17 protein-coding genes and 2 pseudogenes are annotated in these 20,087 nt (G+C 71.8%); 14 read left to right on the top strand and 5 right to left on the bottom strand.

All coding sequences use genetic code 11. From position 1 onward, the window contains the following. Nucleotides 1-10: 10 nt before the first annotated feature. On the bottom strand, nt 11-676 hold the full coding sequence (locus ACFYW3_RS25775; RefSeq protein ID WP_351749539.1) for a GntR family transcriptional regulator: 666 nt from the start codon (nt 674-676) through the stop codon (nt 11-13). Nucleotides 677-799: 123 nt separating this feature from the next. Then, nucleotides 800-2,152, bottom strand: coding sequence for an aspartate aminotransferase family protein (locus tag ACFYW3_RS25770; protein WP_389387467.1), 1,353 nt, complete (start codon nt 2,150-2,152; stop codon nt 800-802). A 330-nt stretch (nt 2,153-2,482) separates the two neighbouring features. Between ACFYW3_RS25770 and ACFYW3_RS25765 the strand changes: the two genes are divergently transcribed. From ACFYW3_RS25765 to ACFYW3_RS25750, 4 genes and pseudogenes are all read left to right on the top strand, one after another. Next, the gene (locus tag ACFYW3_RS25765) at nt 2,483-3,112 is read left to right on the top strand and encodes a DJ-1/PfpI family protein (protein WP_351749543.1); all 630 of its coding nucleotides are present in this window, start codon (nt 2,483-2,485) and stop codon (nt 3,110-3,112) included. Next, a pseudogene (locus ACFYW3_RS25760) lies at nt 3,105-3,689 on the top strand (MarR family winged helix-turn-helix transcriptional regulator); the annotation flags it as partial. The gene ACFYW3_RS25765 and the pseudogene ACFYW3_RS25760, both read left to right, overlap by 8 nt. A gap of 257 nt (nt 3,690-3,946) precedes the next feature. Then, entirely contained in the window at nt 3,947-5,899 is a 1,953-nt protein-coding gene (locus tag ACFYW3_RS25755) for a serine/threonine protein kinase (protein WP_389387466.1), read from the top strand. Nucleotides 5,900-5,980: 81 nt separating this feature from the next. Further along, nucleotides 5,981-6,370 carry a nuclear transport factor 2 family protein gene (locus ACFYW3_RS25750; RefSeq protein WP_351749547.1) on the top strand — a complete coding sequence of 130 codons (390 nt, stop codon included), beginning with the start codon at nt 5,981-5,983 and terminating at the stop codon, nt 6,368-6,370. A gap of 185 nt (nt 6,371-6,555) precedes the next feature. Here ACFYW3_RS25750 and ACFYW3_RS25745 read toward each other — a convergent pair whose 3' ends face one another. Then, the gene (locus ACFYW3_RS25745) at nt 6,556-7,068 is read right to left on the bottom strand and encodes an HIT family protein (RefSeq protein ID WP_389387465.1); all 513 of its coding nucleotides are present in this window, start codon (nt 7,066-7,068) and stop codon (nt 6,556-6,558) included. A gap of 229 nt (nt 7,069-7,297) precedes the next feature. Between ACFYW3_RS25745 and ACFYW3_RS25740 the strand changes: the two genes are divergently transcribed. The 9 genes and pseudogenes from ACFYW3_RS25740 (at nt 7,298) to ACFYW3_RS25700 (ending at nt 16,569) form a co-directional block, all read left to right on the top strand. Then, nucleotides 7,298-8,299 (top strand): alpha/beta hydrolase, encoded by a 1,002-nt coding sequence (locus ACFYW3_RS25740; protein ID WP_351749551.1) that lies wholly within the window; start codon nt 7,298-7,300, stop codon nt 8,297-8,299. Beyond that, the gene (locus ACFYW3_RS25735) at nt 8,292-9,494 is read left to right on the top strand and encodes an acyltransferase (protein WP_351749553.1); all 1,203 of its coding nucleotides are present in this window, start codon (nt 8,292-8,294) and stop codon (nt 9,492-9,494) included. The genes ACFYW3_RS25740 and ACFYW3_RS25735 overlap by 8 nt, the downstream gene beginning before the upstream one ends. Before the next feature lie 118 nt (nt 9,495-9,612). Beyond that, nucleotides 9,613-10,827 (top strand): sensor histidine kinase, encoded by a 1,215-nt coding sequence (locus tag ACFYW3_RS25730; protein WP_389387464.1) that lies wholly within the window; start codon nt 9,613-9,615, stop codon nt 10,825-10,827. Further along, nucleotides 10,827-11,522 carry a response regulator transcription factor gene (locus ACFYW3_RS25725; protein WP_351749557.1) on the top strand — a complete coding sequence of 232 codons (696 nt, stop codon included), beginning with the start codon at nt 10,827-10,829 and terminating at the stop codon, nt 11,520-11,522. Before ACFYW3_RS25730 ends, ACFYW3_RS25725 begins: the two co-directional genes overlap by 1 nt. An 88-nt stretch (nt 11,523-11,610) precedes the next feature. Then, nucleotides 11,611-12,939 carry a sensor histidine kinase gene (locus ACFYW3_RS25720; protein ID WP_389387463.1) on the top strand — a complete coding sequence of 443 codons (1,329 nt, stop codon included), beginning with the start codon at nt 11,611-11,613 and terminating at the stop codon, nt 12,937-12,939. Next, a complete protein-coding gene (locus tag ACFYW3_RS25715) occupies nt 12,936-13,595 on the top strand; it encodes a response regulator (protein ID WP_389387462.1) in 660 nt (219 codons plus the stop codon). Before ACFYW3_RS25720 ends, ACFYW3_RS25715 begins: the two co-directional genes overlap by 4 nt. A gap of 457 nt (nt 13,596-14,052) precedes the next feature. Continuing rightward, entirely contained in the window at nt 14,053-14,901 is an 849-nt protein-coding gene (locus ACFYW3_RS25710; RefSeq protein ID WP_351749561.1) for a putative RNA methyltransferase, read from the top strand. Further along, a pseudogene (locus ACFYW3_RS25705) lies at nt 14,898-15,320 on the top strand (transposase); the annotation flags it as partial. The gene ACFYW3_RS25710 and the pseudogene ACFYW3_RS25705, both read left to right, overlap by 4 nt. A gap of 46 nt (nt 15,321-15,366) precedes the next feature. Next, the gene (locus tag ACFYW3_RS25700; RefSeq protein ID WP_351749563.1) at nt 15,367-16,569 is read left to right on the top strand and encodes a cytochrome P450; all 1,203 of its coding nucleotides are present in this window, start codon (nt 15,367-15,369) and stop codon (nt 16,567-16,569) included. A gap of 45 nt (nt 16,570-16,614) precedes the next feature. Here the strand turns inward: ACFYW3_RS25700 and ACFYW3_RS25695 are convergent, their stop codons facing one another. Together ACFYW3_RS25695 and ACFYW3_RS25690 are read right to left on the bottom strand one after the other, a co-directional pair. After that, the gene (locus ACFYW3_RS25695; protein WP_389387537.1) at nt 16,615-18,123 is read right to left on the bottom strand and encodes an ABC transporter permease; all 1,509 of its coding nucleotides are present in this window, start codon (nt 18,121-18,123) and stop codon (nt 16,615-16,617) included. A gap of 278 nt (nt 18,124-18,401) precedes the next feature. Further along, nucleotides 18,402-19,307, bottom strand: a complete 906-nt coding sequence (locus ACFYW3_RS25690) for an ATP-binding cassette domain-containing protein (protein ID WP_389387461.1) — start codon at nt 19,305-19,307, stop codon at nt 18,402-18,404. A gap of 72 nt (nt 19,308-19,379) precedes the next feature. On the opposite strand from ACFYW3_RS25690, the gene ACFYW3_RS25685 reads away from it, so the two are divergent. Next, nucleotides 19,380-19,862: a GbsR/MarR family transcriptional regulator gene (locus ACFYW3_RS25685; RefSeq protein WP_389387460.1), complete on the top strand. Its 483-nt coding sequence runs from the start codon at nt 19,380-19,382 to the stop codon at nt 19,860-19,862. The last annotated feature ends 225 nt before the right edge of the window (nt 19,863-20,087 follow it).

The following is a 20,087-nucleotide window of genomic DNA, read 5'->3' as shown; positions in this document are numbered from 1 at the left end:
GCGGGGGCGACTACAGTCCCGCCGCCCAGTCCAACCCGTGTTGGTTGTACGCGTGCACGAGCCGGCGCACCTCCGTGGCGTCCGCCCGCGTGACCGCCTCCACCAGTTCGCGGTGGCCGTCCCACAGGGCGCCGCGCATGTCCGACGCGCCCTGCAGGTGGGGGACGGAGAAGACCCAGCACTGCACGCGGATCCGGTGCAGGAACTCGGATATGTAGGTGTTGCCGACCAGCCCGCTCAACTCCCGCCAGAAGCGCAGGTCGTAGCCGATCAGCACTTCGAGCGAACCGCTCTGCGCGGCCCGTCGCGCCTCCTCGCCCCGACGTCGCACGGAGACGAGCATCTCGCCCGCACCGGGCCCGGCGCCGCGTTCGACGAGCCGGCGGAATATCCCGTCCACGATCAGCATCCGGGCCTCGATCATGCCCCGGAAGTCGTCGACGGAGTAGGTCCGGACCCGGAACCCCCGGTGTTGCACGGACTCCAACAACCCCTGCGCCGAGAGGTCGACGAGCGCCTCGCGCACCGGGGTCGCGGAGACCTCGTACTGCTCGGCGATCTGCTTGACCGTGAACTCGGTCCCCGGGGGCAGGCGTCCCGCCAGCACCTCGTCACGCAGCGCGTCCGCGATCTGCCGGCGAAGTGTGTTGCGGGTGACAGCGCCGCTGCCTGGCATAGGGGTCCGTCTCCTCCGTAGAACTTCGGACACCTTAGGCCAGGCAGCGCGGCCGAAACCGAACGGTTTGTGGCCGGTATACGGATATGACGCCCGATATCCGGACGACCGCCATCCGGATCCCTACGCGTCGACCGTGTGCCGGTCGGCCACCTCCAGTGCCGCGTCCAGCAGGGCAAGCCCCTCCTTGGCCTCGGTTTCCGTGATCGTGCACGGGGGCACGACATGTGTCCGGTTCATGTTGACAAAGGGCCACAGACCGGACGCCTTGCAGGCGGCCGCGAACTCGCCCATCGGCGCGTTGCCCGCGCCGGCCGCGTTGTACGGAACCAGCGGCTCCCGCGTCGACTTGTCCCGTACGAGCTCCAGCGCCCAGAACGCGCCCAGCCCCCGGACCTCCCCGACCGAGGGGTGCCGCTCGGCCATCTCGGCGAGCGCGGGTCCGATCACCCGCTCCCCGATCCGGGCGGCGTTCCCGACGACGTCCTCCTCCTCCATCGCGTTGATCGTCGCGACGGCGGCGGCGCAGGCGAGGGGGTGACCGGAGTACGTCAGACCGCCCGGGTAGGGGCGTGTGGCGAAGGTCTCCGCGATCGCGGCGGAGATGGCCACGCCACCGAGCGGCACGTAGCCGCTGTTCACGCCCTTGGCGAAGGTGATCAGGTCCGGGGTGACGTCCCAGTGGTCGGCGGCGAACCACTTGCCGGTGCGACCGAAGCCCGACATGACCTCGTCGAGGATGAACACGATGCCGTGGCGGTCGCAGAGCTCACGGACGCCTGCCAGGTAACCGGGCGGCGGGGTCATGATCCCGGCGGTGCCGGGGACGCTCTCCAGGATGATCGCGGCGATGGTCGCCGGGCCCTCGAAGGCGATGGTGTCGGCGAGGTGGGTCAGGGCCCGGGCGCACTCCTCGGCCTCGGTGGTCGCGTGGAAGGGCGAGCGGTAGAGGAACGGGCCCCAGAAGTGCACGACGCCGGCCGCGGCGGTGTCCGAGGGCCAGCGGCGCGGGTCGCCGGTGAGGTTGATCGCGGCGGCCGTGGCCCCGTGGTAGGAGCGGTAGGTGGACAGCACCTTCTGGCGGCCGGTGTGCAGCCGGGCCATCCGTACGGCGTTCTCCACGGCCTCGGCGCCGCCGTTGGTGAAGAAGATCTTGTCGAGGTCGCCGGGGGTCCGCTCGGCGATGAGGCGTGCGGCCTCGGAGCGGACGTCGACGGCGAAGCCGGGCGCGAGGGTGCAGAGCCGGGCGGCCTGCTCCTGTATCGCGGCGACGACCTTGGGGTGCTGGTGGCCGATGTTGGTGTTCACCAGTTGGGAGGAGAAGTCGAGGAAGCGGTTGCCGTCGTAGTCCCAGAAGTACGACCCCTCGGCCCCGGCAATGGCGAGCGGGTCGATCAGGGCCTGGGCGGACCAGGAGTGGAAGACGTGGGCGCGGTCGGCGGCCTTGACGGAGGCGCCGGTGACATGAGGGGTCATGCGGTCACGCTAAAAGTGCGCAGGTGGGGAGGGATATCGGCGGACTGTATGGGGGTGGGGGCCACCCCTCGGCAGTCTGTCTGCACCGGGCCGGGCCGGACCGAGGCTCATTGACAGCATGCTGTCGCCATGACAGGATTCTGTCGTGTCGAGGGGGTGACGGTCGAAAGGCGACCACCCGTCCCCGGGTGACTGACCACCCATCTCGGGTGACTGACCACCCATCTCGGGTGACTGACCACCCACCTCGGGTGACTGACCACCGCCTCGCACCGCAGGACAACGAGCACCTCGTACAGGCACGCACACCCACACACGGAGGCGAGCACCATGAGCGAGACCCCGCGCAAGCCCGTCCACCTCGCGGTCTACGACACGTACGCGGACTGGGAGACCGGCCACACCACCGCGCACCTCACCCAGCGCGGCCACGAGGTCCGCACGGTCGGCGCCACCGCCGGAACGCCGGTCACCACCATGGGCGGCCTCCGCGTCCTGCCCGATCAGGCCCTCGCGGACCTGCGCCCCGAGGACTCCTCCCTGCTGATCCTCACGGGCGCGGCGCTCTGGGACACCGGGGACGAGCTGGCGCCGTTCGCGGCGAAGGCCCGCGAGTTCCTGGCGGCCGGGGTCCCGGTCGCGGCGATCTGCGGAGCCACCGCGGGCCTCGCCCGGGCCGGCCTGCTGGACGGACGCCCGCACACCAGCGGGGCCGCCGAGTACCTGGGAGCGCAGCCCGGGTACGGGGGCGGTGCGGACTACGTCGAGGCCGACGCGGTCACGGACGGCGACCTGATCACGGCGGGCCCGACCGAGCCGGTGGCCTTCGCACGCGAGGTGTTCGCCCGGCTGGACGTGTACAAGCCCGATGTACTGGACGCCTGGTACCGGCTCTTCCACGACTCGGACGCGAGCGCGTTCCCGGTCCTGATGGCGGCCGCGGAAGCCGGCGATGCCTGAGTCGGCGAGCGGGCGGAAGCCGGCGCCCGAGCCGGCGCCCGAGTCGGTGGCCGAGTCGGTGGCCGGGCGGGAGGAAGCGGGGACGGCGGGCGAGGCGGGGGCGGGCGAGGGGCTTTCCGGGCGCGCCCGACAAGACCTGCTGAGCCGCACGGCGCTCGGGGTGTTCCGGCTGAACGGCCAGTTCCTCGCCGTCTCGGAGGAACTGGCCCGACCCGCCGGTCTGACCGCGGCCCGCTGGCAGGTCCTGGGCGCCGTGCTCCGGGAGCCGCTGCCCGTCGCGGGCATCGCCCGCACCATGGGCATCACCCGCCAGAGCGTCCAGCGCGTCGCGGACCTGCTGGCGGCGGGCGGCCTCGCGGAGTACGTCCCCAACCCGGCCCACCGGCGGGCGAAGTTGCTGCGTCCGACGGAGGTCGGTCGGGCCGCCATCGCGCGCATCGCCCCGGGCCACGCCACCCTGGCCGCCCGGCTCGCCGCCGAACTGGGCGAGTCGGCCTTCGCGGAGACGGCCCGCGTCCTGGAACGCCTGGCGGCGGCCCTGGACACCCTCGGGGACCCTGCGGGCGGGGATCCTGCGGTCGGGGAGGCCGCAGAGGGGGATGTCGTGGTCGGGGATGTCGTGGTCGGGGATGTCGCGCCGGGGGGTGCCGCCGGCCCGTCCTGACCGTGCCCGGCGGCGGAGCCGCACGCCGCGGCCACGTAAACGGAATCCCGGGCCCGGGAACCGCGGAACGCCGCAACCACGGCCCGCCCGGACGCCGTCCCTCCCCACGCGGAGCCCACCGCGCCACGCTCGGCCCGTCCGGCCACCCCCCGTGGGAGGGACCACCCGGCATGGAACCACTCGACCCCGCCGACCCCCACCGCATCGGCCCCTACCGTCTGCTCTCCCGACTCGGCGCCGGCGGAACGGGCCAGGTCTACCTCGCCCGTTCCGACCGCGGACGCACCGTCGCGGTCACGCTCGTCCGTCCCGACCTCGCCCTCCGCGAGGAGTTCCGCGTCAGGTTCCGGCAGGAGGTCGCAGCCGCCCGCCGTGTCGGCGGCGACTGGACCGCTCCGGTCCTCGACGCCGACACGGAGGCCGAGGTGCCCTGGTTCGCCACCGGCCACGTCGCCGGGCCCAGCCTGCGCCAGGCCGTGGCCCGGGACTTCGGGCCGCTGCCACCGCGCACCGTACGGGTCCTCGCGACCGGCCTCACCCACGCTCTCCGGGACATCCACCGCGTCGGGCTGATCCACCGCGACCTGAAGCCCTCCAACGTGCTGCTCACGCTCGACGGCCCCCGTGTCATCGGCTTCGGCATCGCCGGGGCGCCGCACGGCCCGCACGGCCCGGACAGTCCGGACGGCCCGGACGGCCCGGACGGCCCGGACGGCCCGGACGGCCCGGACGGCCCGGACGGCCCGGACGGCACCGATCAAGGTTCCGCCCGGCCCGGGATGCTCGTCGGCTCCCTCGGTTTCACGGCCCCCGAACAGGCGCGCGGCGAGCCGATCACGCCGGCCTGCGACGTGTTCCACCTGGGTGCGGTCCTGGCGTACGCGGCCACCGGCCGAATGCCCTTCGGGGACGCGGAACAGCCCGGCGGCGCGGCCGGGTTACTCCTGCGCGTCGTCGAAGCGGAAGCCGACCTGACCGGCGTACCCGCCGATCTGCTCGACCTCGTACGGGCCTGCCTGCTCAAGGATCCGGCCGCGCGGCCGACGTCCGCGGAGGTATGGGCCCGGTTCGGTGCCGGGGACACCGCGGCCGACGGCAGGGCCCTGGAGCCGTGGTTGCCGATGCCCTTGGTGGCCCTGCTCGGCAGGCGGACGGTGGCGCTCCTCGACCGCGAGGACGCCGGCCCGGACCGACCGCCACCCCCGAGGCCCGCACACCCGCCGACGTACGGGGCGGGGCATGGGGCGGGCGATGGGACGGGCGGCGATGGGGCGGGCACCGGGGCAGCGGGACGCGGGTCGGCTCACGGGGCCACGTACGTGCCCACGCCCACGCCCACGCCACTGCTGACGCCCGCTCCGGCGCACGGGGCGGCACACGGGTCGGTGTGCGGGCCCGTTCACGAGCAGCCTCCGGCGCCGCCGCCCAGGCCGCACCGCGCGCCGGTGGCCCGCCCGCGCCGCGCCCCGACGGCCTTCCTGGCGGCGGTGGCCGCGGTCGTCGCCGTCGCGGCGGGGGCCACGGTTCACACGGTGCTGAGTGCGGGCTCCGAGGTGGCTCCGCCCATCGCCCGCCCGGTGGCGAACGGCGCCGACACCGCGCCGCCCGCGGCCGTGCCCCCCAGGACCGGCACCCCCAAGTCCGGGGACCCCAAGTCCGGGGACCCCAAGTCCGGGGACCCGACGACCGGGGACCCGAAGACCGGCGACGCGAATACCGGCACCGCGGACACCGGACCCGCCCCGGACACCGGCACCACGGACACCGGGCCCACCGGCGCTGCCGCGGCCGGACCCGTGAAGGCAGCGCTGCCCGATTCCTACGCCGGTGCCTGGCGGGCGAGATCCGGGACCGCCACCTGGCACCTCACGCTGACTCCCGGCACGGTCGGCGACCCCGTCATGGACCTTCGGGTCGAGGACCCGGGCTACTCCTGCACCTGGCGGGCCACCCTTCTCGGGGATGGCGACGGGGTGGAACTGGCCGCCTCGACCGTCATCTCCGGAGCCCCCGCGACCTGCACCGCAGGCGGTGTCAGCCGGCTCCGGTTGCTGCCTGACGGAAGCCTCCGGCGCGAGCTGACGGGGTCCGCGATTCCCCCTCTCACGTATGACAGGGAGTAGGCGCGGGTCGTTTGTGTCGAAGTCAATAATCCTGCAGGCAGCGCTTGTTGCGCGCGTCAACACCATCGCAAACTGCCGCACATGGAGCCGTTGAGCGTAGTGGCACGACTATGGGAGCGGATCGAGGCACGCGACTGGGACGGCGTCGCCGAGTTGATCGCCGAGGACGCGGTCATCGAATGGCCGGTCAGCAGCGAGCGCATCGTGGGTCGGGCCAACTTCATCGCCGTCCTGAGCGACGACGCCGACACCGACGAAGGGTCCGTGGAGGTCCTTCGCATCCTCGCCGACGGAGACCTCGTCGTCACCGAGGTGGAGATACCTCAGGACCACGTCGTCTACCGGGCCGTCTCCCTGTGGACGGTCCGGGACGGTGCGATCGTGGGCGCCAGGGAGTACTGGACCAGCCCCGGGCAGGATCCCGCACCCCGTTGGCGGGCGGGCTACGTGGAACCCCTGGTGGCGGACTGAACCGCGGGTCCTCGCCGCCCGCGTGGCCGCCCCGCCTCCACACCCGACTCCCGAAACCCGAACACCGACTCCGGACTCCCGACTCCCGGCCGACCTCGCCGCCCGCCTCGTCCCCGCTCCCCGCTGACCGCCCTCTCGTCCACTCGTCCACGGGCACGGGCACGGGCACGGGCGGTTCGTCCCGGTCAGGCCGGTTCGGACGCCCCGGGATGACCGGTCCGACCGAGCAGGCGGTCCAACTCCTCGCCGATCGCGACCCGCAGCGCGTCGTGGCGGGGCGCCAGGGCGTGGCGGTCGCCGCGCCAGAACTCCTCGTCCTCGTAGCGCCAGACGGGCAGTCGGACGATGTCGGCGGCTTCCCAGTCGTAGCGGGGCCAGATGTGGGCGTGGAGGTACGGGTCGGTGTTGCCCAGGATCTCGATGTTGACCCGGCGGAAGGCCGGATCGAGGCGCGCGCAGGCACGTTCGACAGCCTCGGCGAACCGCTCCAGGTCGGTGAGGTAGGCGATCCGGCGCGCCGGGGGCAGGTCCGAGAGCCGGGTCACGGCCGGATCGTCGGTCAGCAGGACCGCGTATCCCGGCAGGAATTGCCGGTCCCCGATGACCGCGAAGCCTGATTCGAGGCGGCGAAGCACCGTGGGGTTCTCGCCCCGGTGCGCGCTGCCGATGCGGTCCTTGCGCCAATCGTCGTTGTTCATCCCAGGACCCTAATGAACGTGTCCGGTGGGCGGTTTGTCGCGAGGGCATGCCATCGGATCGGAGGGTGGGCGGGGCCGGATCCATGGCTCGTAGGTAGCCCCTGTCATACCTGAGAGCCACTCACCAAGGGGGCTCCGCAGCGTGACGCCGACCACGAGGCCCGATTCCTAACTTCGGAACCAGAAGAAGGCACCCCTCTCTGGACCCCGGACCGAAGGAACGCACGCCATGAGCATCGGCAGCCGTACGACCCGCACCCTGCTGGCCGGCCTGATCGTCGCGGCCGTGGTGTTCCCGCTGTCGGCGGCCACCCCACCCGCCGTGCCCGCCCCCGATCCGGTGTCCTTCTCCGCGGACACCGCCCCGCGGATCCGATACGCCGCCAACCTGGGCAACCTCGCGGAGGCGGCCCGGATGGCACAGGACGCGGGGCGCGGCGGCCGGGCGGCGAAGCTCCGGGCCATGGGCGCGCCGTCGGGCGGGGCTCGGTTCCTGAGCTTCGACGGGCGGGGGAAGGGGCGCGCCGTCGAGGTGTTCGGCGATGTGGAGACCGCGGACCGGGTGGCCGTGCTGGTGCCCGGTTCCGACACCACCCTGGACACCTACCAGAGGTTCCGTGCCGGGGCCGTCGCCCTTCAGCAGCGCCTCCAAGCCGAGCATCCGCGCTCAGCCGTGGTCGCCTGGCTCGGGTACGACACCCCCGGCACGGTCAGCACCACCGTCCTGACCACCGGTCGCGCCGACGAGGGCGCCGCCGAACTGGGCCGCTTCCTGGACGGGTTGCGGGACTCCACCCGGCCCGCCGCCCGGATATCGCTCCTGTGCCACTCCTACGGATCGGTGGTCTGCGCCCGCACCGCGACCGGCCCCGAGGTCACCGACACCGTTCTGTTCGGCAGTCCGGGCACGGGGGCCGCGTCGGTCGCCGAGCTGGCGACCACCGCCCGCGTCTGGGTCGGGCGCGGAGGCGACGACTGGGTGGCCCACATTCCCCATGTGCGGCTCGGCTCCATGGGATTCGGCACCGACCCGATGGATCCCGCCTTCGGCGCCCTGGCCTTCGAGACGGGTGACGCCGGGCACAGCGACTACCTGCGGCCGGGCACCGCGTCCCTCGACAGCCTGGCCCGCATCGTCATCGGCTCCACCGCCGCCGCCCCTGTCGTCACCACTGCAGCCGCTTCCGGTGTCCTCGTGCGGCCGAACTCCTCGGAGGCCTCCCATGCGTAAGCGTCCCGCCCGCTGGTCCGACCTCGCGGACCGCGTACACGCCGCCACCCCCGCCTCACGGGATCGCTCCGTGGACGCGCTGCGCGCCTTCGCCATCCTCGGCGTGGTGCTGGGCCACTGGCTGGTCACCGCCATGACCACCGCCAACGGCGGGCTGAGCACGACAAGTCCGCTGGCCCACATGAGCGTGCTGGCCCCGGTCTCCTGGGTGTTCCAGACCCTGGCCGTCTTCTTCCTGGTCGGCGGTCATGTCGCGGCCCAGGGGTACGCGTCGGCCCGGGCGCGCGGAGTCTCGTACGGAGTGTGGATCGGCCGGCGGCTGCGCAGGCTGTTCCGACCGGTGGCGGCGGTCGTCACCGTGTGGGCGATCACGTCGGGCGGAATGTTGCTCGGCGGGGTGGATTTCGACACCGTCAGGTCGCTGGTGAAGCTGGTCCTGTCACCACTCTGGTTCCTGTTGGTGTTCGCCGCGCTCACCGCCGCGACCCCGCTCGTGGCCCGACTGGGCCCGTGGTGGCCGGCCGCGGTGGTGGCGGGTGTGGATGTCTGGCGTTTCGGCTTCGATGGTCCCGAGTGGATCGGCTGGGTCAATGTCGCCGCCGGCTGGCTCGTCCCGTACACGCTGGGGGCCGCCTGGTCCCGGGGAGCCTTCGCCCGACGGACCCCGGCCCTCCTCATGCTGGTGGGCGGCGCGCTCGCCACCACCGCACTGATCCTCTGGGGCGGGTACCCGGCGTCCATGGTGGGTGTCCCCGGCGCCGAGATCTCGAACCTCAACCCTCCGACCATCGCGGCCGTCGCGTTCGGTGTGGCCCAGTGCGGGTTGGCCCTCCTGGTCCGCGACCGGCTCGCCCGAGCCATGCGGCGGCCCCGGGCGTGGGCGAAGGTGGCGCTGGTGAACCTGTCCGCGATGACCGTCTTCCTCTGGCACCAGACCGCGATGATGGCCGTCACCGCCCTCGGCCTCCTGGTCGCCGCCGATGTGCCGGGTCTGCACACCGTTCCCGACTCCCCCGTCTGGATAGCGGCTCGTCTGCTGTGGCTGCCGGTGTTCGGGGCCGCCCTGATGGTGTGCTGGGCCGCGTTCCGGACGTACGAACAGGGAAAGCCCGCTCGTGGTGGTCGCGTCGTCCGCGTCGGCTCCGCCTCCCGGGATCGGCGGCCGGCATCCGAGAGGGAGACTGCCCATGCCTAGGGTGGGCGACGTGGAAGAGCTGAGAGAACACCCGGATCCGCCCTCGGTGCGAACCCGCGCTTTTTTGAGGGGACTTGCGCGGGACCTCCTGACCCTGCGGCGGGACCCGCTGCCCCGGATGTCACGACCCCGTTGGCTGGCTCGGCTGCCGCACGTGGTGTTGGTCTACGCCGCGGTGTTCTTCGGCTTCCTCCACGGCAGTCAGCTCTTCAACCACTACGGCCTGGCGGGCAGTACCCCCGTGGCGCTGTCGGTCATGACCGGCGCGGCCATCGCCATCGCGATGTCCCGGCCCATCGCCGCCTGGTGGCTCGGCTTGATCGCCGCGGGCATGTCCGCCTGGGAAATCCACGATCACGTGGGGCAGGGCCAGATGTGGCCCTGGATGCCCGGCGGTCTCTTCGCCTTCGCCCCGGTGATCCTCCTGGTCGCCTTGCGCGTACCGGCCCGTGTGACCATCGCGACCATCGCGGTCCCGGTCGTCTGCACCGGACTGGCCGAAGCCCTCTGCCGGCCGGACGGCGGCCAGTCCAGCACCCTCGTGGCCCTGGTCGTCTTCGGTTTCGCCGGTCTCCTCGGGTACGCGCTGCGCGCCTCGCGGCTGGCCCGCGGCAAGCTCGTGGAGCAGGAGACCCTGACCGAGGCGGAGCGGGCGCAGCGGACGCTGCTGGAGGAGCGCAGCCGCATCGCCCGCGAACTGCACGATGTCGTCGCCCACCACATGTCTGTGATCTCCATCCAGGCTCAGGTGGCCCCGCACCTCGTCGAGAACCCGTCCGAGGAGCTCAAGGAGAACCTCGCGGGCATCCGGGAGAACGCCCTGGAGGCCCTGACGGAGCTGCGCCGGGTGTTGGGCGTGCTGCGTTCGGAGAGTCCTGACGATTCGGCGGACTCCCATCATCCTCAGCCCACGTTGGCCGAGTTGGGCAGCCTCGTGGACAACGTCCGGGGGGCCGGTCTGGAGGTCACGACCGCGGTCGCGGGCATCCGTCGGACGTTGACCCCGGGTGTCGAGCTGACCGCGTACCGGATCGTGCAGGAGGCTCTGAGCAACTGCCTTCGTCACGCACCGGGTTCACGGGTCGAGGTCGGCATAGCGTACGGACCGCGCGTACTTCACCTGTGCGTCGCCAACAGCGCGCCGACCAGGCCCGTCCCACCGTCCCCGGGCGCCGGGCACGGGCTGCTCGGCATGCGGGAGCGGGCGGGCATGCTGGGCGGGGAACTGGCCGCAGGACCAAGCCCCGACGGCGGGTACGAGGTGAGCGCCGTCCTCCCCATGGATCCTCCCGGAAGCCTCGCCGCCGGGCCGAACAAGACGAAGAAGGCCTGATGACCGTGACCGTCCTGAACAACCCGGTCGGACCGATCAAGGTGATGATCGCCGACGACCAGATGATGGTCCGCCAAGGGTTCACGGTGCTCCTCAACGCCCAGCCCGACATAGAGGTCGTGGGGCAGGCGGTGGACGGCGCGGAGGCGGTGGCGAAGGTCTCCGAGCTGGGCCCGGACGTGGTGCTGATGGACATCCGGATGCCCGGCATGGGCGGTATCGAAGCGACCTCGATCATCACCGGTGATCCGGCGGCCACGGTGAAGGTACTGGTGCTGACCACGTTCGACCTCGACGAGTACGTGTACGAGGCGCTGCGCGCCGGGGCCTCCGGGTTCCTCCTCAAGGACGCGTCCGCCGATCAGCTCGCGGAGGCGGTGCGGGTCGTGGCGGCCGGCGAAGCCCTGCTGTCCCCGAACATCACGAAGCGGCTGATCACGGAGTTCTCGCGGATGGGCGCGCCGCGAGGTCCCTCGCGGGCGCGGATCGACGAGCTGACGGAGCGGGAGACGGAGGTGCTGTCGTTGATCGCGCAGGGCCTGTCCAACGCGGAGATCGCGGGGCATCTGGTGCTGGCCGAGCAGACGGTGAAGACGCACGTGAGCCGGATCCTGGTGAAGCTGGGGCTGCGGGACCGGACCCAGGCGGCGGTGTTCGCGTACGAGACGGGCCTGATCCGCCCGACGGGCTACTGACATGTCGGCGTAGTACTTGAGGGGGACCCTGAGATATCCCCATCAGCGGCGACGCGGGTGAGGGGTGTACGGACCTACGGTTCTGCATGTGACCGAGACGACCACCCGGGGGACAGCCCGGACACCGGAATTCAGGATGGCTTCGGGCCTGCTCCAGACCCTGCGCCATGACCTCATCACCGATGCCTTCGCGTACCGGCCGTTGCCGGCGAAGACGACCGAGGGATGGTTCGTCCGCAGGCTTCCGGCGTCGATACGCCAGTACAACGGGTGGATCCGCCACATGCAGGTGGGTGCGCTGGCCTTCTTCGTCCTGTTCTTCACGTTCGTGACTCAATACACCTATCTCGGTACGACGGGCAGGCTGGGCAGCGGCGTCCTCGCGGCGGTGCCGGTGCTGATGACGCTGGTCCGACCGATCGTCGCGTGGTGGGCGGCGGTCGCGATGACCCTGCTGCTCGCCGCGCTGACCGGCCCCTCGATGACATGGCCCTGGACCCCGGGCAGTTTCGTGGCCTACATCGCGGTCATGGTCCTGGTGACCTTCCGCCGGGGGCCGCGAGTGGCGGCCTGGATGTGGGCGCTGACGTTGGCCCTGAGCATGGGCATCCAGGTGCTGTTCGAGGGCCGGTACGGCATGAACTCGATGCACATGATCGTCACCTCGGCCTTCGCCCTGCTCGTCGCGAGCAGCATCCAGATACGCCGGCATGCCAAGGCGGAGGTCACGGCGCAGCAGGAGGTCACGGCGGTGGAGCGGGACCGGCGGACGCTGCTGGAGGAGCGGACGACCATCGCGCGGGAGCTTCATGACGTGGTCGCGCACCACATGTCGGTGGTGGCGATCCAGGCGGAGGCGGCCCCGTACCGGGTGAAGAATCCGCCGCCGGAGCTGGAGGCGGCCTTCGTCACCATCCGGGAGAACGCCGTTGCGGCGCTGACGGAGCTGCGCCGGGTGCTGGGCGTGGTGCGGTCCGCGGACTACGAGGCGCCCGATGCGCCGCAGCCGACGCTGGCCATGCTCGACGGGCTCCTGGCCAATGTGCGCGACGCCGGGCTCACCGTGGAGAAGACCGTCACCGGTGCGGTGCGGGAGCTGCCGCAGGGCGTGGAGCTGTCGGCGTACCGGATCATCCAGGAGGCCCTGAGCAACACCCTGCGCCACGCTCCGGGGGCGGTGGCGGGGGTCGAGGTCTCGTACGTGTTGGGCGGCCTGGGGATACGCGTCGTCAACGGCCCGGGCACCGCGGATGTGGCCCCGTCGCCGGGGGCCGGGCACGGCATCACCGGCATGCGGGAGCGGGTGGCGATGTTGGAGGGGGAGATGACGGCACAGGAGACGGCGGCGGGTGGGTTCGAGGTGGCGGTGTTCATACCGGTGCGCAGCCGTCCCGAGCCGGAAGCCGAGTCGGCATGACGATCAAGGTGTTGATCGTCGACGACCAGATGATGGTCCGGGAGGGTTTCTCCGTCCTGTTGAACGCGATGGAGGGCATCGAGGTGGTCGGGGAGGCCGTGGACGGCCGCCAGGCCATCGCCCAGGTGGCGGCCCTGAGGCCGGACGTGGTCCTGATGGACATCCGGATGCCGGAGATGAACGGGTTGGAGGCGACCCGGCGGATCGTGGCCGCCGACACGGACGCGAAGGTGCTGGTCCTGACGACCTTCGACCTCGACGAGTACGTGTACCAGGCCCTGCGGGCGGGGGCGTCCGGGTTCCTGCTGAAGGATGCCTCGGCTCGTCAACTGGCGGACGGTGTGAGGGTGGTGGCGGCCGGCGAGGCGTTGCTGGCGCCTTCGGTGACCAAGCGGCTGATCGTGGAGTTCTCGAAACTCGCGGAGTCACCCCGCCTTTCGGATCCGGCGGGGGTCGCGCAGCTGACGGAGCGGGAGACGGAGGTGCTGGTGCTGATCGCGCATGGGCTGACGAATGCCGAGATTGCGGACCGTCTGGTCGTCGCGGAGTCCACGATCAAGACGCATGTGAGCCGGATCCTGGTGAAGTTGGGCCTGCGGGACCGGACCCAGGCGGCGGTGTTCGCGTACGAGACACGACTGGTCACGCCGGCCTAGGTCCGGCCGCCGGGGCGTCGGGGCGGGTCGCCGGGGCGTCGCGGCGGGTCGCCGGGGCGTCGGGGTGGGTCACGGCGGGGCCGGGGCGTCGCGGCGGGTCGCCGGCGGTCACGGGCCGTTCCGGGGGATTTCGTGGAAGTGGTCCAGAACTTCCGCCGGGAGGCTCGGCCCTCCCCTAGGGCTGTGTCTCTTAACTGCGGGCACATGCGGGGGCTTCGACCGCGCCTTGTAGGATCGTGGTGTGGCATTCATGAGCACTCCGCACTGCTGCTTCCACTGATCGGGAGGCGGTGAGGGCGATGCCGGACGGCATCGCCCTCCTCGGTATGCCTGCCGCGTGACCCGCGTTTCGGCGCTGCCCGCACCGAGGGCCGCCGATCCGTCCTCCTTGGACGGCCATCTTCCGAGCGCGCGTGCAGGCACGGTTCCTTCCCCTCACCGTTGCCAGGAGTGTCTTGTGCCTGTTTTGCTTCCCCCTGCCCTCGAATCGTTCCTCGATCTCCTGCGCTGTCCGACGTGCGGCGCTTGTCTCCACCCCAGCAGCGGCGCGCTGCGCTGCCCGGCGAGCCACACCTTCGACATCTCCCGTCATGGCTATGTCAGTCTCCTGACGGGCACCCGTGCCACCAGCGGCGACGACGCGGCCATGGCCCGAGCCCGGGACCGGTTTCTGGCCACCGGCAGGTACGGGCCGATCCGCCGGATCGTGGCTCACCTGGCGGCCGACGCCGTGCCCGGGCCGAGCACCGTGGTGGACGTGGGGTGCGGCACTGGCTACTACCTGGCCGGCGTCCTCGAGCAGTTGCCCAGTGCCCGCGGTCTGGGTCTGGACACCTCGGTGCACGCCCTGCGCGCGACGGCCCGTGCCCATGAGCGAGCAGCCGCTGCGGCCTGGGACGTTTTCCGCCCCCTTCCACTGGCTGACGGGATGGCCGATGTCGTGCTGAACGTGTTCGCACCGCGCAACCCATCCGAGTTTCACCGGGTGTTGCGCCCGGGTGGTCGGTTGGTCGTGGTACGTCCGACCGGTCGACACCTGCTCGAATTGCGCAGCCAGGTGCCCGGAATGGTTGCGATCGACCCGGACAAGGAACGTCGTCTGCACAAGGTGCTGAACCCCTTCTTCGAGGCCGCGGATACCAAGCTGGTGGAGTACGTCACGTCCTTGACCCGACCGGAGGCCCTTGATCTGGTGGGGATGACGCCGAGCGCACGCCATCTGAACGGTTCGGACCTGGGCGATTGCGGTTTCGTGCCCGACCAGGTCACCGTGTCCGTGCTGGCCACTGCCTACCGGGCTCGGTGACCACAAGCGGGCGCACGCGCCCACTGACGGACGAACAGTGGGCACGCCTGGCGCCCGACCTTCCCCGTGACACGGGGAAGGTCGGGCGCCCGTTCGCCGACCACCGCCGCGTCATCGAGGGAATCATCTACCGGTACCGCACCGGGATGCCCTGGCGAGACCTGCCCCACGAGGTGTTCGGACCCTGGCAGACGGTGTGGAAGCGACATCGCGGGTGGGCCGCTGACGGCACGTGGGACTCGGTTCCGGCGCGACTGACCTTCCAGGAAGACTCGATCGGCGAGATCGGCGAGATCGGCTGGACGGTCTCAGTGGACTCGACGATCAACCGGGGCTCCAACCATGGCGGGGCCTGGCCACCCGCTACGACAGGCTCGCGATCTTCCACCGTTCCGCAGCAGGCGAAGTGCCGTGCCGGGCGCCGTGACACGGTGAACTGTCCGGTCACAGCACTAGGGTGCGGGGATGGGCTTTGATCCGTGGGATGCCGCCTTCGTCGCCGATCCGTACCCCGCATACCGGGAGCTGCGGGAGCAGGGGCGCGCGGTGTGGTCGGAGGCGACCGGGCAGTGGCTGGTGCCGCACTACGCCGATGTGAGCGCGCTGCTGCGGGACAGACGGTTGGGTCGGACGTATCTGCACCGGTTCTCGCACGAGGAGTTCGGGCGGCAGGCGCCGCCGCCGGAGCACGAGCCGTTTCACGTCCTGAACGGCAACGGGCTGTTGGACCTGGAGGATCCCGCGCACGCGCGGGTGCGGCGGCTGGTGGCCAAGGCGTTCACCCCGCGCACCGTGGAGCGGCTGGCGCCGGCGGTGGAACGACTGGCCGGCGAGTTGGCGGGCGGCCTGCTGGCCGAGGGCGGCGGGGACTTGCTGACGTCGGTCGCCGAGCCGCTGCCGGTGGCGGTGATCGCGGAGCTGTTGGGGATCCCGGAAGCGGACAGGAAGCTGTTGCGGCCCTGGTCGGCGGACATCTGCGGAATGTTCGAGTTGCGGCCTGACGAGGCGACGGCCCGACGGGCCGTCACGGCGAGTGTGGAGTTCGGGGATTACCTGCGGGCGCTGATCGGCGAGCGGCGCAAGCGGCCCGGCCCGGATTTGATCTCCGGGCTGATCGCCGCTCACGATGAGGGCGGCCGACTCAGCGAGCAGGAGATGGTCTCCACCTGCGTCCTTCTGCTGAACGCGGGACACGAGGCGACCGTCAACACGACCGTCAACGGGTGGTGGGCGCTGTTCCGCCATCCCGACCGGCTCGCGGACCTTCGCGCGCATCCCGAAAAGTTGTCCACAGCTGTGGATGAACTGATGCGATTCGATACACCCCTACAAATGTTCGAACGCTGGGTGCTCGACGAGATCCGGGTCGGGGACACCGTCATTCCGCGCGGAGCCGAGGTGGCGCTGCTCTTCGGGTCCGCGAACCGGGACCCCGCGCGCTTCGAGGACCCCGACACCCTGGACCTCGCACGGACCGACAACCCCCACCTGACCTTCGGGGCGGGGATCCACTACTGCCTGGGGGCGCCGCTGGCGCGACTGGAGCTGACGGCCTCGTTCGGGGCGCTGCTGGCGCAGACGATCCCGCCACTGCGGCTCGTCCGCGAACCGCAGTGGCGGGAGGGGTATGTCATCAGGGGGCTAAGGGAGTTGGTCGTGGAGTTCTGACCCGACCTTCCCGCGCCGCGCCGTTCCTCCGCCCCCGTTCGGTCCTCACGTCGTCATGTCCCTGCGGCGCAGTGCGGTCAGGCCGGCGGCCGTCAGCGCCGCCGCCAGGGCGGTGAGGGTGAGGAGCGGCGCCCAGGCGATCGGCTCCGGGCCGGGGAGTTTCGGCAGGTGGGCGAAGGGCGAGAGGTTCATGACTGCCTGCGGGAGGTTCAGGGCCGGCCCGACCCAGCCCAGGGCCAGCGCCGTTCCGGCCACCGCCCAGGCGGCGACCGCGTACCGGGGGACGGCGCCGTGCAGCAGGACGGCGAGCGAGCCGATCATCCAGACCGCCGGCAGCCGTGCCGCGCAGGCGCCCACCGCCCCGGCGATGTCCGAACCGTGCCCGATGCCCAGACCGAGTCCGGCGAGCAGCAGGATCAGGGTCGAGCCGCCGAAGGCGACGGCGAGGTGACCGGCGACCCAGCGCAGCCTGCCGACGGCGTTCGCCAGCAGCGGTTCGGCCCGTTGCCCCGACTCCTCGCCGGCCGACCGCAGCACCGCCGAGACGATGTGGAGGGCGGCGACCATGCCGAGCATCCCGGCCATCGTCGCGAGGAACGCGTCGGTGAGCGCGCCCGTACCACCCATCCGCTCGATGATCTCGCGGGTCCTGGCGTTGTCCCCGACCAGTTCGGCCGCTCCGTCCGCCATCCCCCCGAAGACCACGCCCACCGCCAGGAACCCGAGGCTCCATCCGGCCAGGGCGCCGCGTTGGAGCCGCCAGGCCAGCGCCCCGGCGCTGCCGATCCGACCTTCCGCCGGACCCGGCCGGGCCGGCAGGAAGCTCATGCCGAGGTCCCGGCGGTCGGCGAGCACGTACGCCACCGTGATCTGCGCGCCCGTGGCCGCGACGAACAGGGCGAGCACCCACCAGCGTTCGACGGCGAAGGCCCGTACCAGTTCCAGCCAGCCCAGCGGCGAGGCCCAGGTCAGACCCGACGACCCGCCGGCGGTTCCGGCGTCGCCCGCCGCGCGCAGCACGAAGGCGGCGCCGATCAGAGCGCCCGTGAGCCCCTTCGCGAGCCGTGCGCTCTCGGTGAGTTGGGCGGCGACGGCGGCGGACGCCGCGAAGAGCATCCCGGTCGAACCGAGGGCGAGTCCGAGGGCGAGCGCACCGCCCGCCCCGCGCCCGGCGAGGCCGACGGCGACGAGCACGGCGACGAGTCCGTTGGCCACGAGGGCGGCGAGCAGGGCCGCCGTGAGCGGGGCCCGACGCCCGACCATGGTTGCCGACAGGAGCTCCTGACACCCCGTCTCCTCCGCCTCGCGGGTGTGGCGCACCACGACGACCAGGCTCATCACCCCGGCGAGCAGTCCCGCGAAGATCCCGCCCTTCCAGGCGGTCAGGGCGCCGACCGAGTCGCCGAAGACGGGCCCGTACAGGGCACGGAGCGAGGCGTTGCCGTTCATGGTGACGAGCAGGTCGGCTCGTTCGGCTGAGGTGGCGTACACCGAGTCGAGCGAGGCGGGCATGCTCAGCACCATCAGCGCGACGACCGTGATCCAGACGGGCATCAGCACCCGGTCGCGGCGCAGGGCGAGCCGCAGGAGCCCGCCCGTCCCTGCGAACCGGCCCTTCGGCACGACACGACCGCCCGTCACGCGACCGCCCGGCACGCGGCCACCCCTCAGGCGCTCGTCGATCACGCGGCCACCCTTCACCCGGCCACCCGGCCCACGGCTCGCCGTCCGATCCGTGGCGTGGCCCGCCGCTCGGCCCGTCACCCGATCCATCGGCCGATCCGTCGCCTGGTCCGTCGTCTGGTCCGTCGTCTGGCCCGTCGTCTGGTCCGTCATGACCGTGCGCCCGCCTTGACGTCGTCGCTGTAGTGGCGGAGGAACAGCTCTTCGAGCGTCGGGGGAGTCGCGGTCAGCGACCTCACCCCGGACGCTGTGAGGGAGCGCAGTACGGCGTCCAACGTGTCCGTGTCCGCCTGCAACCGGATGGCGAGGCCCCGGACCTCCACGTCGTGTACGCCCGGCAGGTCGGCGATGCCGTGCGGCGGTGTGGCCAGTTCGGCGCTGATGGACGTGCGCGTGAGGTGTCGGAGTTCGGCCAGGGTGCCGGTCTCGACCGTCCGCCCCTTGCGGATGATGCTGATGCGGTCGCAGAGGGCCTCCACCTCGCTGAGGAGGTGTGAACTCAACAGGATGGTGCGCCCGGCGGCGCGGGCCTCGGTGACACAGCTCTGGAAGACCTCCTCCATGAGGGGGTCGAGGCCGGATGTGGGTTCGTCGAGGATGAACAGTTCGGCGTCGGACGCGAAGGCGGCGACGAGGGCGACCTTCTGCCGGTTGCCCTTGGAGTAGGTACGGCCCTTCTTGGTCGGGTCGAGTTCGAAGCGGTCGATCAGTTCGGCGCGACGGGCGCGGTCGAGGCCTCCCCGGAGCCGGCCGTGGAGGTCGATGACCTCGCCGCCGGAGAGGTTGCGCCACAGGGTGACGTCGCCGGGGACGTAGGCGACGCGGCGGTGGAGAGCGACGGCGTCGGCCCACGGGTCGCCGCCGAGCAGCGTGGCGGTCCCGGAGTCGGCCCGCAGCAGGCCCAGCAGGACCCGGATGGTGGTGGACTTGCCGGCGCCGTTGGGGCCGAGGAAGCCGTGTACCTCGCCGGCGGTGACGTCGAGGTCGAGTCCGTCCAGTGCGTGGGTGCGACCGAACGCCTTGTGGAGCCCGGCGACGCTGATTGCCTTCGTCATGCTTCCGAACGTACGCTATTTTCACAAAATTGTGAAGATAGCGAATCGCGTAAAGTCGGAAGAGTGGCGGACATGAGCGTGCAAAGGGACGAGGAAGCGGTATCCCGCTTCGTGGAGCGGTTCGCCGCGCAGTTGACCGAGGCGGGTATGCAGCGCATGGCCTCCCGCGTCTTCGCGCAGTTGCTGGCGAGTGACGGCGGGGCGATGACCTCGGCGGAACTGGGAGAGGCCCTCCGGATCAGCCCGGCGGCGGTGTCCGGCGCGGTCTCGTACCTGACGCAGGTCAACATGGTCAGCCGCGAGCGCGAGCCGGGCTCCCGGCGCGACCGGTACGTGCTGCACAACGAGCTCTGGTACGAGACCTTCACCCGTCGGGACCAGGCGTTGACCCTGTTCGAGAAGACCCTCCGGGAGGGCGCGGCGGGCCTGGGCGCGGACTCTCCGGCGGGGGCGCGGGTCGCCGAGACGGCGGCGTTCTTCGAGTTTCTCCAGCACGAGATGCACGGCTTGATGGACCGCTGGCGCGACCACCGCGCGACGCTCGACCTGCCGTAGCCCACGCGCCTCGACCGACGCGCCTCAGCCCACGCGCCGTAGCCCGCACCCCGGGCCGATCCCTCGGCGCCCCGCCCCCACACGCACCGAAGGTGACTCCGCGCGACCAGGGGCGAACGCTGCGGTGGCGGGGTCCCCAGGGGCTGCCTAGCGTGGGCACCACCCGGCACCCTTCGGCGGACCGGCATCCGTCGGCGGACCGACCGGCACCCTTCGGGCGGCCGC

The organism is Streptomyces sp. NPDC002602, assembly GCF_042889445.1.
Classification (GTDB): Bacteria; Actinomycetota; Actinomycetes; order Streptomycetales; family Streptomycetaceae; genus Streptomyces.
Note: the sequence above shows the minus strand (reverse complement) of the source record. Positions and strands in the feature narration are given on the sequence as shown.

Bases quoted from the DNA above. Each gene is read 5' to 3' on its own strand.
- ACFYW3_RS25750 (WP_351749547.1), top strand. From the start codon at position 5,981: ATGGAGCCGTTGAGCGTAGTGGCACGACTATGGGAGCGGATCGAGGCA.
- ACFYW3_RS25765 (WP_351749543.1), top strand. From the start codon at position 2,483: ATGAGCGAGACCCCGCGCAAGCCCGTCCACCTCGCGGTCTACGACACG.
- ACFYW3_RS25700 (WP_351749563.1), top strand. From the start codon at position 15,367: ATGGGCTTTGATCCGTGGGATGCCGCCTTCGTCGCCGATCCGTACCCC.
- ACFYW3_RS25690 (WP_389387461.1), bottom strand. From the start codon at position 19,307: ATGACGAAGGCAATCAGCGTCGCCGGGCTCCACAAGGCGTTCGGTCGC.
- ACFYW3_RS25685 (WP_389387460.1), top strand. From the start codon at position 19,380: ATGAGCGTGCAAAGGGACGAGGAAGCGGTATCCCGCTTCGTGGAGCGG.
- ACFYW3_RS25755 (WP_389387466.1), top strand. From the start codon at position 3,947: ATGGAACCACTCGACCCCGCCGACCCCCACCGCATCGGCCCCTACCGT.
- ACFYW3_RS25725 (WP_351749557.1), top strand. From the start codon at position 10,827: ATGACCGTGACCGTCCTGAACAACCCGGTCGGACCGATCAAGGTGATG.
- ACFYW3_RS25715 (WP_389387462.1), top strand. From the start codon at position 12,936: ATGACGATCAAGGTGTTGATCGTCGACGACCAGATGATGGTCCGGGAG.
- ACFYW3_RS25775 (WP_351749539.1), bottom strand. From the start codon at position 676: ATGCCAGGCAGCGGCGCTGTCACCCGCAACACACTTCGCCGGCAGATC.
- ACFYW3_RS25695 (WP_389387537.1), bottom strand. From the start codon at position 18,123: ATGCCCGTCTGGATCACGGTCGTCGCGCTGATGGTGCTGAGCATGCCC.
- ACFYW3_RS25770 (WP_389387467.1), bottom strand. From the start codon at position 2,152: ATGACCCCTCATGTCACCGGCGCCTCCGTCAAGGCCGCCGACCGCGCC.
- ACFYW3_RS25740 (WP_351749551.1), top strand. From the start codon at position 7,298: ATGAGCATCGGCAGCCGTACGACCCGCACCCTGCTGGCCGGCCTGATC.
- ACFYW3_RS25745 (WP_389387465.1), bottom strand. From the start codon at position 7,068: ATGAACAACGACGATTGGCGCAAGGACCGCATCGGCAGCGCGCACCGG.
- ACFYW3_RS25730 (WP_389387464.1), top strand. From the start codon at position 9,613: ATGTCACGACCCCGTTGGCTGGCTCGGCTGCCGCACGTGGTGTTGGTC.
- ACFYW3_RS25735 (WP_351749553.1), top strand. From the start codon at position 8,292: ATGCGTAAGCGTCCCGCCCGCTGGTCCGACCTCGCGGACCGCGTACAC.